Below are 13,069 nucleotides of genomic sequence, written 5' to 3' on the forward strand. Positions count from 1 at the left end.
ATGCCCTTGGCAGCCCATCGGACAAAGCGGTTGTAGAGCGTCTTACGCGGCCCATATTCAGGCGGCGCGTCGATCCATCGGCCGCCCGATTTCAGAACATGCACGATGCCGCTGATCACCCGTCGGTCATCGACGCGCGGCTTACCACGCGTGTCCTTGGGCAGATGCGGCTCAAGCCGTGCGAACTGTCCATCCGTCAGCCAGAAACAGTCTCCGCTCATCACCAGATCCTCCATGGATCTGGTGAATCACAACACGCTGCCAACGCAAATCATTTTATGGGTCTGAACCCTAGAACCAGGCAAGCCCGGCGCTCCGTCGCGCCGAGCTTGCTCATCGCACGATCCACGCAGTCGCGGCGACGGGCGGGGCTGATCAGTTTCCCCTTGCGGCCTCGGCCAGAATCATCTTGTCCAGCGCCAGGTCCGCCACCGCTCGACGAAGCCGGGCATTCTCAGCCTCGAGTTCCTTCAGGCGCTTCACCTGATCGCCTTTCAGGCCGCCATACTCAGTGCGCCAGCGATGGAACGTGACTTCGGTCACGCCGATCGAACGGATCGCTTCCGCGACCGGCCGACCTTGCGCCGTCAGAACCTCAACCTGCCGCAGCTTCGCGACGATCCCTTCAGATGTGTGCCTCTTCCTTGGCATCGTTCAGTCCTCCACATGGCCAAAAGCCATACCTCAGGGAGGACCACTTCGCAGGGGGCAGACCAGTTCGTCGACTGGGTGAACGAGGCGTTCCGCGCATAGTGTCTCGACGCAGCTGTGGAATGTCATTCGAGAGGAGATGGACGCAGCATTTCGAGGTGTTTCGGATCGCGTCGAGCCTGCGATCTGGGAGCGGGAGCGCGAAATATTCCTGGAAAGACCCTGGCGCACGCGCTCTCTTTTGAGAATGTATATCCAGAAATATGCGAAATATCGCCTTCACCACACGTTGGAAAATCCCTTGGTCGACCCGCGGTTGCATCACGCCATGTGAGGGGCGATGTGCATTTCGGTGCTCGTCCGCGCCGCTTCCGGGCGGCGAGGACACGGGCCTTCAGCGTATCTTCAAGTCTTCAGCGCGGCCTTGAGATAGCTCAGGTCCACATAGCGGGCGGGATCGCTCAGCGGCACATGGGCTGGGGCATAGTGAGAGCGCAGGCGCAGCACGGTGGCAAGGCCCGCCGGATCGATCCTGAGATCGCGATAGATGCCGTTCTTGGGATCGAGCAGCACCTCATAGGCCTTCTCGGACTGAGGCCGCTCCATGCCTTTCACCCGCGAGGCGAGCAGGCTCACTGCCGCCTCCTTGTTGACGGGGTCCGCCAGCCACAGCACCGAGGCGTGGAAGCCGCGGATGAAGGCCTCCACCTGAGGGCGCATCTTGGCGGCGGTATCGCGCCGGGCGGCGCCGACAATGCCCTGATAGGCACCCAGTGCCTCGCTGGCGCGGGCAAGTCGCGTGAAACCCTTGCCTTCCGCCACCAGATCAAGCGGCGTGTTGAGCAACGTGCCCGCTTGCTCTTTCTTCAGGAGCGCTTCCAGCCGCTGGGCGCCGCCGCCGACCTTCACGAAGGTCACGTCGCCTTCACCGAGTCCGTTCTTGGCGAGGATATCGCGCAGCACGAAGGCAAAGCCCGTGGTCATCGCGTCCACCGAGAGAGTCTTGCCCTTGAGGTCCGCGAAGGTCTTCACCTCCGGCACGGCCATGATGTTGAGCATGCCGTTATCGACGCCGAACAGCGCGACGAAATCCGCTTTCTCGGGAAGGTCCGCTTCGCCCTGTCCCTCGTCATAGGCGACGATATTATCCACCGAGGTCAAGGCGAAGTCGAACTTGCCCGCATGGAGGTTCTTGGCCATCTCCACCGAATTGGGGGTGATCTCCAGCGCTGGCGCGACGCCTTCGCGGGCGAAGAAACCTTTCTCCTGGCCCACCCAGAAGGGCAGGTTGGAGGCACCGGCGAAGGCCACCACCTTGAAGGGCGCCGCCTGCTGCGCGTGCGCTTGTCCTCCCGCGCCGCCGCGCGTCATCAGCCCGCCTCCGAGTGCAGCCCCGCCCAATGCGGCTCCGCCCAGGAGGGTGCCTCGCATCATGTCGCGCCGTGTGATCATGTCCTCTCCTCCCCACAAAAGGGCGCCTCTTGCCCGGGAGGGCCGTGCGCCGTGTTATCGCGCACCGCACGGGCGGCCGCTTTCGCTTTCCGTTGGCTGACTCAGCCGGGTGTCTTGGGCTGGGCAGCGCGGGCATAGAGCGCGCGCGCCTGGGTCTCCAGATTTGCGACGGCACGGGCGGGATCGCGGCCCACGAGCAGGCCGTTCCGCTTGATCCATGCCCCGTCCACCATCACCGCGTCCACGTCGCCGGGGTTGGCTTGGAAGACCAGGGTGCCGATGGGATCGTTGAGGGGCGCAGTGCCCAGCCTGTCCGCCCGCACCAGGATCAGGTCCGCACGCTTGCCCGGCACAATGGAACCGATCTCCCGCTCAACGCTGAGAAGGCGCGCGCCGTCGATGGTGGCGGCCTCAAGCGCCTGGCGTGCGGTGAGCGTCACCGCGGGCAGGGGCGTGCGCGCCTGGGCGGCGGCGAGATTGTCGGCGAGCCGCTGGGCGCTCACCATGGTGCGCATCTGGCTGAACATGTCGCCGCCGACGCCCGTCACCACGTCGACGCCGAGCCCCGGCTTCAGCCCCGCGCCCCGCGCGCGGCCGGTGGCGGGCTGGCCGTGGCCCATCATCATCTCCACCTCAGGCGTGGTGACGATGGCGGCGCCGGCACCGGCGACCAGGGCGTATTCGTCCGGGTCGAGGTCGTTGGCATGGACGAGGATGGCGCTGGGGCCGATGACGCCCTTGGCGATGAGGTCGGCCACGCCGCGGCGGCGGCGGTCCGCATAGAGCAATACGCCCACATGGAACTGGTTGAGGAGGCCGAGGCTCCGGGCGAAGCGGAAGTCATCCTCGGCCTCGTCCATGGGCGAGGAATCCGGGCCGCGCAAAGCGAGGGCGAGGCGCACGCGGGCATCGTCGGAGGCCAGCGGCCCCTTGCGCAAGCGCTCCACATCCGCGCGGATCGCCGCTCCGCCCTGGGCCGGCCCGGTGACGCCATAGCCGAAGAAGGCGCGGATGCCCGAGCGCTGCATGGCGTCCACGATCGCGTCCGCATGGGCCGGGGTGAGGGCCTCGCGGCACCAGTCGAACACCGTGGTGGTGCCCCCGTTCAACTGCTCCAGCGCGGCGGCATAGTCGCTGGCCGCGAGATCCTCGGGGCGGATGTGCCGGGTGTAGCGGGCGACCACCACCTTGAAATACTGGTCGAGGGTCGCATCCCCGGCGAGCCCGCGCAGGATCGCTTGGGCGAGATGGATGTGGCTGTTGATGAATCCGGGCGCGAGGATCGCGCCTTTGGCGTCGATCACCTCGGCGTCCGGAGCCTCTAGCTTTGCGCCCATGGCCGCGATGCGCCCGTCCCGCACCAGCACGTCGCCGGTCGCGAGGACATCGAGCGCAGGATCCATGGTGACGACGGTTGAGCCGCGGATCAGGACCGGGCGGCCCTTCTCCTGCGCGGGCGCTGGTGCAGCACCCTGCTGGGTTTGGCTGCCTTGCGGGGCTTGCGCCTGCGCGCCGCCAGCGAGCAAAGACAGGCCAGCCGCCGCGAGCATGCTTCGGCGGTCCAGGTCGAACGCCATGGTCTCCTCCCTCTCTGCGCCGCCGTTCCGGCCGTCATGTGTGCGCGGCCTTTAGGCCGTCGCGGAGCCGCTTTGCGCGGCCCCGATCCCTTATGGGTCAGCCGCGCTGCATGCCCCAGCGCCGCACCGTGCGTGCCTCGATGGCGCGGAAGATCACCCCTTCCACGAAGAGGCCCACAGCCATCACGGTGAGCAGGCCGGCGAACACGGCGGCGGTATCCAGCGTGTTGCGGTTCTCGAAGATGTACCAGCCGAGCCCGCCCTGGCCGGACGACACGCCAAACACCAATTCGGCAGCGATCAGCGTACGCCAGGCGAAGGCCCAGCCGATCTTCAGGCCGGCCAGGATGGCGGGGAAAGCGGCCGGGATCAGGATCTTGCGCACGAAGCGGAAGCCGCTCAGCCCGAAGGTGCGCCCTGCCATGCGCAGCGTTTCAGATACCGAGAGGAAGCCGGAATGCATGTTCAGCGCCACCGCCCACAGCACGGAGTGGATGATCACGAACACCAATGACGGCCGCCCGAGCCCGAACCACAACAGCGCCAGCGGCAACAATGCGATGGCGGGCAAAGGGTTGAACATGGCAGTGAGGGTGGAGAGCAGATCCGTGCCGAGCCGTGTCGTCACCGCAAGGCTCGTGAACACCGCCGCGATGACGAGGCCGATGGCATAGCCCATCACCAGGGTCTGGAGCGTCACCCACAAGCGCTGGGGGATGACGCCGGAGGCGATGCCGTCCCGCAGGGCCGAGAGCGTCTCCGTGAAGGTGGGGAAGGAGAGCGGGTTGCTGAGCCACGTGGCATAGGCCTGCCACACCACGGCGATGCCCACCAGGATGAGCCCGCGCCGCACGGATGTGGTGTTGGCGAGGCGCTCCAGCAGCGAGAGCGGCTTGGCAACGTCGCCGAGCGTGCCCGGCGGGGTCACGTCATACTCGCCCTCGGGCCGGATCGGCGGGGTGAGCTTGACGGAGATTTCGGTCATCGTGATCTCGACCATGTGTCTGTCCTCAGTGGCCGACGGATTTGTCTTCGAACAGCATCTGGGAGATGCGGCGTGTGAGGAGCTGGAATTCCGGCCCGTCCTGGTGGCGCACGTCGAGATGATGGCAGTTCAATTCCGCGCGCACTTGGCCCGGATGGGGCGAGAGCACCACGACGCGCGAACCCACCAGCACCGCTTCCTCGATGGAATGGGTGACGAAGATCAGCGTGAAGCGCACGTCCTCCCAGAGCTGGAGCAGCTCTTCCTGCATCTTGCGGCGGGTGAGGGCGTCGAGCGCGGCATAGGGCTCGTCCATCAAGAGCACGTCGGGCCGCATGGCCATGGCCCGGGCGATGGCGACACGCTGCTTCATGCCGCCGGAGAGCATGTGCGGATAGACATCGACGAACTTGGTGAGGTTCACCTTGGCGATGGCGTCGAGCGCGCGCGCTTCCGCCTCGGCGCGGGGCACCCGGTTTTCCAGCATGGGGAAGGCGACGTTCTCGCGTACGCTCTTCCAGGGCAGGAGCTGGTCGAACTCCTGGAACACCATCATGCGGTCCGGCCCCGGCCCAGTCACCGGCTCGCCCTTTAGGGAGATCGAGCCTTCCACTGGCTTCAGGAAGCCGGCAATGGCCTTCAGCAAGGTGGACTTGCCGCAGCCGGACGGGCCCAGCAGCACCAGCCGGTCGGCCGGGTGGATGTCGAAGCCGACGCGATAGGTGGCCGTCACCAGATGGTCCGGCGTCTTATATTGCAGCGTCACGCCATCCACGGTCAGAACCGGCTGGCTGGCGGGCGCGGCTGTGGGGTCGATGCTCGCGGCAAGGGGCGGCTTGCGTTGAACCATGGCCATATCTTCCTCCTCTGGAGCTGGGGGGCTCCTGGAGCATTGCTCCGTTCCGGGCGGCCGCTCTTGCGGCGGCTCGCTCCGACTTTCAGGGCTGACGCATCGATCTGGGGCGAGGTGTCAGTTGCTGGCGGTGCCCTGGATCGGCGCCAGGAACACGTCCTTGAAGCTCGCCGGGGCGGTCTTGATGACGTTGAGGCGGTGCATGAAGTCGCCGGTGGCCTTCACGCCATAGACCGCGACGCCGAAATCATCCGGCATGGCTTTCAGCAAGGCCTCCACCTTGTCCAGGTCGAGCAGCTTAGAAGGCTCGACCTTCAGGTAGATCTCGGCCGCCTTGCGGGGCTCCTTGCGGATGAAGTCCGAGGCTTCTGTAAGCGCCGCCACCATCACAGCGGGCATTTTCGGGTTGGCGTCGAGCCAGCGCTTGGTGGCGCCGAGCACGAGGAAGGAGGAGCGCCCGTCGAACGCGGCCTCCGAGGTCGTCACCACATGGGCCTTGCCGCCGCCCAGCGCGATCTGGGTAAAGGGTGGGGTGGAGAAATAGGCCTTCACCTCGGTGGAGCCCGAGAGCATGGCATTCAGGGATTCAGGGTGGGGCAGGGCCACCACTTGCGGCTTCAGCTTGTCCTGCTGGCCGGCACCGAACGCCTTCTCCGAGATCATCTGCAGCGCGTACATCTGGGGGGAGACCAGTGCCGGCATGGCGATCTTGTCGGTGGGGGCGAAGTCGGCGAGCGACTTCACTTCGGGCTTGTTGGTGATCAGCACCAGCGGGCTGGAATTGACCCCGGCAATGCCGAAGATCTGCTGGGAGGAGCCGCGCGCCTTGTCCCAGGCGATCAGCATGGCGGCGACGCCATAGACGCCCATATCAACCGAGCCGGACAGGATCGCATCCTGCATGGCCGAGGAGCCGGAGAAGCGCTGGTAGCTGGCGGCGACATCGAGCCCGGCGGCCTTCGCCTGCTTCTCCACCAGCTTCTGGTCGTCGGCCACGAACATGGGCAGGAAGCCGATGCCGAAGCCGATGCCGATTTTCACCGGCGTGGGGGACTGGGCCGCCGCGGGGGCGGAAAGAGCGGGGGCGGCAATGGCGACGGCGAGCGCGAGGGGTACGGCCCGCTTGAGCATTTGGAACATGGCGTTTCTCCCACTGAGGCTTATTTGGGTTCGGTCGGCTCGTAACGGCCGATCCGTGTCGTCAGGGCGTCGGCGCTGCGGGGGCGAGAGGCATGATCAGCAGCGCCATTACTGGGCGGTTGGTCTTGTTCTTCAGCGCTCGGGCCTCGTCCGGCGCGAGCCGGCAGGAATCATACTGGCCGAGTGTGGTCTCCCCTTCGGGGGTCTCCACCGTGAGCTCGCCTTCAAGCACCACGTACATCTTCTCCACCGGCGAGGCGGAGAGCGAGGTGTGGCCGCCCGGCAGGATCTGCGACATGGCGACCCACACCTGGTCGCTCGGCCCCGCCTCCTTCCCCTGGAGATAGAGGCAGCGCATGTCGTTGTGCGCGGGCGGGAAGTAGGTCGGGGCGTCTGCTAGCCGCGTGATGTGCATGATCTCATTCCTGGGGCTTGAGGACGATGCGGTCGCGGGCCGACCCCATCACGGCGACATAGGCATCCGCCGCCGCTTCCAGCGGGAAGACGGCGTGCGGCAGCACCGGGAAGGGCTTCAAATGCCCGCTAGCGAAGCCCGGCGCGATCTCGCGCAGCACCGCGCCAGTGGCGATCGAAGACAAGGCTAGAGTGTCGATGCCCACATAGGTGTGTCGGCCGCGATAGAATTCGAAGATGTTGAACTGGACGATCTTGTCCACGGCCGCGATCAGGATCTGCCGGCCGAGCAAGGCCAGTGCCTTGTGGGCATGCTGGAAATAGGGATCACCCACCGTGTTGAACACGATGTCCGCCCCGTGCCCGTCGGTGAGGCGCCGCACTTCGGCGGCCACGTCCACGGCGGCAGCGTTCACCACCTCCACCGGGCCGCTGGCGAAGCCCGCATAGGGCTCTTCCTTGCGCACCACGCCGAGCACGCGCGCGCCCATCCAGGTGGCGATCTGCGCCGCCGCCTGGCCCACCTTGCCGTTGAGGCCCATGATCAGCACGACGTCGCCGGGCTTGGGCAGGCCGGAGCGGCGAAAACCCTCGATGGCGGTGACGAAGGGCACACCAATGCCGGCGGCCTCCAGGAGAGAGAGGATGGCCGGCTTCTCCACCAGCGCGTCCGCTTCCACCACGAGGTGGGAGGCATGGGTGCCGTCGCGCCTTATGCCGAGATCGCCCGATGAGCCGAACACCTTGCGGCCGATCCATTCCGACGGGCCGTCCACCACGAGGCCTGAATAGTCGCGGCCGGGCGTGCGGGGGAACACCGCATAGGGCATCATGCCGATGGCGGCCTTCACGTCCGAGGGGTTCACCCCGGCGGCGTGGATCTTCACCAGCACGTCTGTCTCGCGGGTGCGGGCGAGCGGCCGGCGCTCGATGGCGGGCGCGATGCGCTCCGCGCTTTCAGCTTTGGCGGCGAGCCGCAGACACAGCGCGTCCACCGCGGCGGCGGCCACGTGGGGAGCGGGGGCAAGGGACGCAGGGGTAGGGGATATGGCGGTCATCTCTACACGTCTCCGCACATTCTAGGCTGCGTCCGCCAGCTGGGTCGGCAGGCCAATGATCTCCCGGGTCTCGCGCGGCGTGGCGATCTGCGCGCCAAGGTCCTCCACCATGCGCCGCGCCTTCTCCACCATGGCAGCGTTGGAGGAGGCGAGCTGGCCGCGGGAGAGATAGACCGCATCCTCCAGGCCGACGCGCACATGCCCGCCCGCAAGATAGGACTGGGACACCATGTGGAACGCCGAGCGTCCCACGCCGATGGCGGTAAACTGGGCATCCGCCGGCAGCATGTTGCGGGCGTAGATCACTGTCTCCGGGCTCGGCTGGAAGCCGTAGCGCACGCCCATCACGAACGAGCACAGGATCGGTCCGGAGAGGCTCCCGTCCTCCAGCATGGAATGCATCATGGCGATGTCTCCGGAATCGAACAGCTCGATCTCGGGCTTCACGCCGGCCTCGTTCATCACCTTGGCCATGCGGCGCACATTGCCGGGGGTGTTGATCACCACTTCGCGGCCGGAATTCATGGTGTTGAGGTCGAGGGTGCAGATGTCGGGCTTCAGCGCCGCCACATGCTCCACCCGCTTCTCCGGTACCATGAGCGTGGTGCCCGGCGCGAACACCTTGGGATCGTCCTGCGAGGGCACGAAGCGGCCACCGGGGCCGGTGGTGAGGTTGAGGATCAGCTGGGGATTGCGGGCGCGGATCTTCTCCACCACCTCGCGATAATACTCCAGCGCTATGGAGGGCGCGCCGGTCTCGGGATTGCGCACATGGATGTGCACGATGGCCGCGCCCGCTTCCGCAGCGCCCAGACACGCCTCCACGATCTGGCCCGGCGTGATGGGCAGATGAGGCGTCTGGTCCGGAGTCGTCAGATTGCCGGTGACGGCACAGGTGATGAAGATCTTGTCGCGAGGGGAACGCATGGCGGACCTCAGAGCGCGCGGCCGCCATCCACCAGGATGACGGAGCCAGTGGAGAAGCCGAGATGGGTGGCGCAGGCGAGGATGGCCGCGCCCACGTCGTCGGCAGTGGCGATGCGCTTCAGCGGGATGGTCGCGGACACCTTGGCGTTGAAATCAGCCCCGCGGCCGGGCACGAAATTGGTGTCCACTACACCGGGCGACACTGCCATCACGCGCACCTCCGGCGCCAGCGCACGCGCGAGTGACTTGGTGAGCACGTCGATGCCCGCCTTCACCGCGCAATAGGCGATGCTGGAGCCGGTCCCGTTCGTCCCCGCAATGGAGGAGATGAATACGACCAGCCCGTCACCCGAGGCCTTCAGCATGGGCGCGAACGCCCGCACGGTGGCGAACTGGCCGCGCCAGTTCACCACGAACATGCGGTCGATGAGATCGTCGTCCAGGGCGTCGAGATCGGTATGAGCGACGGGCTTGGTGAAGCCTGCGCTGTTTACGAGGATGTCGAGCCGGCCATAGCGCGCCTCGATCTCTTCCTTCAGCGCCACGATGGTCGCGGTGTCGGAGACATCGGCAGGGAAGGCGGCATGGTTGGAGCCGGGCAGAGCTTCGATCTGGAGGCGGGCGGCCTCCGCTTTATCGGAGGTCGGGCGGTGGGTGATGATCACCTTCGCGCCCGCTTCGGCGAACATGCGCGCGGCTGCCGCGCCGACGCCGCCGGATCCGCCGACGATCAGCACGACCTTGTCTTCTATGGAAAGGGGGAAAACCATTCGGCCGCTCACTTGATGGGAGGCGTGGGGAGCTTGGCTTCGCCGGGCTCCATGACGAAGGTGTAGTCGAGCGTGTACCAGGGGGCGGTCACGTCGGGCGCAGGTGGGGTGCCGCTCTCGTGCAGGCGATAATCGCCGACGAGATGCTCGGTGACGCCGAACACCGCATCGCTGTCGAGCCGCTCGTCATCATCAACAAACACTTGCGTCACCAGGGTCTTGAACCCCTCGCGATAGCCCAGGAAATGGACGTGGGCGGGCCGGTAGGGATGCCGGTTCTGGGCACGCAGTACGTCGCCGGCCGGGCCGTCCGTTGGCACGGGATAGCCCGCGGGCTTCACCGAGCGGAATGAGAAGCGCCCCTGCGCATCGGTGAGAAACTTGCCGCGCAGGTTCATATCCGCCTGCTGGGGGTCCTGGTTCTCATAATAGCCCACCGGGGAGGCGTGCCAGATGTCCATCTCCACGCCCTCGATGGGCGCGCCGGTGGGGTCGAGCACGCGGCAATTCACGAATAGCGCCGGGCCCGGGGTCGGCGAGCGCAGGATCGATCCGCCATTTTCAGTGCGCGGGGAATGCATGCGCCAGAAGGGGCCGAGCAAGGCTGCCGCGGTTTCCGTGGCGCCGGCATTGCCATTGTTCAGCAGGCAGCAGAGGGTGGAGAAGCCGAGGATATCGGCGAACAGGATGCCCTCGTTGTGGCTGTCATGGGTGGCTTGGCCGATGCGGTTCAGCGTGGCGATGCCGAGGTCGTATTCGGCCTCAGTAAGCTTCACCTCGCGGGCGAAGGCATGGAGATGGCGCACCAGAGCCTCCATCACTTCGCGCATGCGCGGCGAGGGGGCGCCCGCCATAGCCGCCACCACGATGTCGGTAAGCTCGGCCTCATTGTCGATGATCGACGACCCTGCGGGCCTTGACGATCCCTGGGGCCGTGACAGCTGCACAGCGGCAGCCGCCGCGCGTGGCGCGGCTTCACCCATGGCGATCTCCCCCAATATTTTTTTACAATCGATTGCATAAATCTCCGCAATCGATTGCATATTGTCAACCTCAAATCGTCCGCTCAGGGTGCGGCGAGCCCGGTGCAGGCCGGGGTCGCGCTCACAGGGTGGAATGGGCTATCGGGAGCCACGGGGTAGGATAACGGCTTGAAGGATACTGCACGCGCGATGGCTTCTTCCCCACCGGTGACGTTGAAGCGGTTGGCGGACGCGACCGGCGTCCACCCCTCCACCGTGTCCCGCGCGCTCAACGAGAAGACCCGTCATCTGGTTGCCTCGGATGTGGCCGAGCGCATCCTCGCCGCGGCCCAGACGCTGGGCTACCGGCCCAATCGTCTCGCCGCGAGCCTGCGCACCGGCCAGTCCCGGCTGATCGGGGTGATTCTGCCCGACATCGCCAATCCCGTGTTCGCGCCGATCCTGGGCGGCATCACCGAGGTGCTGTCCGAGCAGGGCTATTCTCCTGTTGTGGCGGATGCGGGTAATGACCGTTCGCGGCAGACCTCGTTCGTGGATGATCTTATCAACCATCAGGTGGACGGGCTGATTCTCGCCACCGTCAGCCGCGAGGACGGCGTGGTGAGCCACTGCCTCCAGCGCGGCGTGTCCGTGGTGCTGGTGAACCGCTCCGAGCAGCGCGGCCGCGTCTCCGCCGTGGTGTCCGACGACGCCCACGGCATTCGCCTCGCGGTGGACCATGTCGTGGAACTCGGCCACCGCGTCATCGGCCATGTGAGCGGGCCGCGCCACCTCTCCACCGGCGATCTGCGCCAGAGCGGCTATATCGGTGCGATCCGCCAGCACGGGCTGGAGCCCCATATCGAGGAGGCCGAGCGCTATGCCCGCGAGGCCGGGATCGACCCCGCTCTGCGCCTGCTGCGGAGCGTGCCCGGCCTCTCCGCCATCGTCGCGGCCAATGACTTACTGGCGCTCGGCGTGTTCGACGCCATCCAGTCCCTCGGCTTGTCCTGCCCAGGCGATATCTCGGTGGTCGGGCACAATGACATGCCCTTGGTGGATCTGGTGTCGCCGCCGCTCACCACCGTGCGTATCAGCCATCGCGACATGGGATGCGAGGCGGCGCGCCTGCTGCTGGAGGAGATCACCACGGGCGTCGAGCCGCGCCGCCGCCTCGTGCTGCCGTCGGAACTGGTGGTGCGCGCCTCCACGTCCGTGCCAGGCCGGCGGGAGGGCTAATGCCTGCGCGGGACAAGTCGTTGGATTGGTGACTGGAAGATTGCTCAGACATGACACCCGCCCGAAAGCTCACCGAGGACGAATTCAAAGCCTGCTTCGCTTATCCGATGAGAAGCGTCATGGAAGGTGACGGTGAGGTCATCGATATATGGCCGTATGTTGAATCGATCGACTTGGATGATTTCTGCATTTCGCACCTCAATAATGTTCATCACGTCTAACGTGACGCTCGTGGACGCTACGATCAGATGCTTATCGGCACCGGACGCTTCAATGTCCGTCTTGTGAGCGTCGTTGATTTACAGGCGCAGACCGTTTTAGGGCACTTCCTGCTCGATCTGAACGAGGCATATAGCGTCAGCGGCGCCCATCTGCGCACTGTGGGCTAACCGCCCGAAACGGCTGCGCGATATAGGGGCCCCTCGCCCGACAGGCGGACGCCGTGAACTTCCGCCATTGGGCGCTTTGCTGACAGACGGCTCCGGGGCCGGTGGCAGACTGTCCGCTATCCGGCACTTCAAGCGAGAAGCGGACATATTGCGGATGAGTGACAGCGGCAGAGACTGCCCCAAAGCGGAAGTTCACGGCATCCGCTTGGAAGGTGAAAGGCTGCTCTTCGTGGGACAGCCATTTCGGGTGGGGAGCGGACTTACGCCGAGGCTCACAAAGCGGGCTTGAAGCGGCTGAACGGTCTGTAATTAATCCCGTTCACCCAGTCTTAGCTTTCTGGAAAAGACCGACCTCCGTCTGAAGCCATTCACGGACTAGCACTACTTTGGCATTTTTTGATTTTTGGATCCCCGCTGGGATTCCCTCGGACCGGGTTGCGTGATTCATGGGTGGTCGGCTTATGGAGTGCCGACCATGAACGAAAGCTGGAAAGCGGATCTGGAAGCATGGCTGGCGCCCTTCGTGAGCGCTCTGGGTCATAAGGTCCGGGCGCGGCTGTGTCCCTTGTATGTGGCGGGGCTGATCGGTCCGGGCGATCGCAAGAGCATCCAGCCGATGGCGGCGCGTCAAGGCGGCGTCGGCTATGACCAG

General features: G+C 65.9%; 12 protein-coding genes and 2 pseudogenes. 2 read left to right on the forward strand and 12 right to left on the reverse strand.

The features are described 5' to 3' along the window. The 12 genes and pseudogenes from YU1_RS0124565 to YU1_RS0124620 form a co-directional block, all read right to left on the reverse strand. The coding region (locus YU1_RS0124565) for a transposase (RefSeq protein WP_029006329.1) at positions 1-221 on the reverse strand (221 nt) is incomplete at its 3' end. A 68-nt stretch (positions 222-289) separates the two neighbouring features. Then, a pseudogene (locus YU1_RS0124570) lies at positions 290-651 on the reverse strand (transposase); the annotation flags it as partial. A gap of 405 nt (positions 652-1,056) precedes the next feature. Further along, positions 1,057-2,103, reverse strand: a complete 1,047-nt coding sequence (locus YU1_RS0124575) for an ABC transporter substrate-binding protein (RefSeq protein ID WP_084540103.1) — start codon at positions 2,101-2,103, stop codon at positions 1,057-1,059. 101 nt (positions 2,104-2,204) lie between these two features. Further along, positions 2,205-3,680: an amidohydrolase family protein gene (locus tag YU1_RS31065; RefSeq protein WP_051357303.1), complete on the reverse strand. Its 1,476-nt coding sequence runs from the start codon at positions 3,678-3,680 to the stop codon at positions 2,205-2,207. Positions 3,681-3,777: 97 nt separating this feature from the next. Continuing rightward, on the reverse strand, positions 3,778-4,665 hold the full coding sequence (locus YU1_RS0124585; protein ID WP_029006332.1) for an ABC transporter permease: 888 nt from the start codon (positions 4,663-4,665) through the stop codon (positions 3,778-3,780). A gap of 25 nt (positions 4,666-4,690) precedes the next feature. Next, positions 4,691-5,515, reverse strand: a complete 825-nt coding sequence (locus YU1_RS0124590; protein ID WP_051357310.1) for an ABC transporter ATP-binding protein — start codon at positions 5,513-5,515, stop codon at positions 4,691-4,693. A gap of 120 nt (positions 5,516-5,635) precedes the next feature. Then, positions 5,636-6,658 carry an ABC transporter substrate-binding protein gene (locus YU1_RS0124595; RefSeq protein WP_029006334.1) on the reverse strand — a complete coding sequence of 341 codons (1,023 nt, stop codon included), beginning with the start codon at positions 6,656-6,658 and terminating at the stop codon, positions 5,636-5,638. 61 nt (positions 6,659-6,719) lie between these two features. Further along, a complete protein-coding gene (locus YU1_RS0124600) occupies positions 6,720-7,073 on the reverse strand; it encodes a cupin domain-containing protein (protein WP_029006335.1) in 354 nt (117 codons plus the stop codon). Between the two features lie 4 nt (positions 7,074-7,077). Continuing rightward, positions 7,078-8,130 carry a quinone oxidoreductase family protein gene (locus YU1_RS0124605; RefSeq protein ID WP_035716650.1) on the reverse strand — a complete coding sequence of 351 codons (1,053 nt, stop codon included), beginning with the start codon at positions 8,128-8,130 and terminating at the stop codon, positions 7,078-7,080. Positions 8,131-8,151: 21 nt separating this feature from the next. Further along, positions 8,152-9,057: a beta-keto acid cleavage family enzyme gene (locus YU1_RS0124610; RefSeq protein WP_029006337.1), complete on the reverse strand. Its 906-nt coding sequence runs from the start codon at positions 9,055-9,057 to the stop codon at positions 8,152-8,154. Positions 9,058-9,065: 8 nt separating this feature from the next. Continuing rightward, positions 9,066-9,827: an SDR family NAD(P)-dependent oxidoreductase gene (locus YU1_RS0124615; protein ID WP_051357305.1), complete on the reverse strand. Its 762-nt coding sequence runs from the start codon at positions 9,825-9,827 to the stop codon at positions 9,066-9,068. Between the two features lie 8 nt (positions 9,828-9,835). Next, positions 9,836-10,681, reverse strand: a complete 846-nt coding sequence (locus tag YU1_RS0124620; protein WP_051357307.1) for a dioxygenase family protein — start codon at positions 10,679-10,681, stop codon at positions 9,836-9,838. A 318-nt stretch (positions 10,682-10,999) separates the two neighbouring features. Here YU1_RS0124620 and YU1_RS0124625 point away from each other — a divergent pair, with 318 nt between their 5' ends. Continuing rightward, a complete protein-coding gene (locus YU1_RS0124625) occupies positions 11,000-12,028 on the forward strand; it encodes a LacI family DNA-binding transcriptional regulator (protein WP_029006340.1) in 1,029 nt (342 codons plus the stop codon). A gap of 864 nt (positions 12,029-12,892) precedes the next feature. Then, positions 12,893-13,069: pseudogene (locus YU1_RS31070) on the forward strand (IS701 family transposase); the annotation flags it as partial.

This window comes from Azorhizobium doebereinerae UFLA1-100, assembly GCF_000473085.1.
GTDB classification, from domain to species: domain Bacteria; phylum Pseudomonadota; class Alphaproteobacteria; order Rhizobiales; family Xanthobacteraceae; genus Azorhizobium; species Azorhizobium doebereinerae.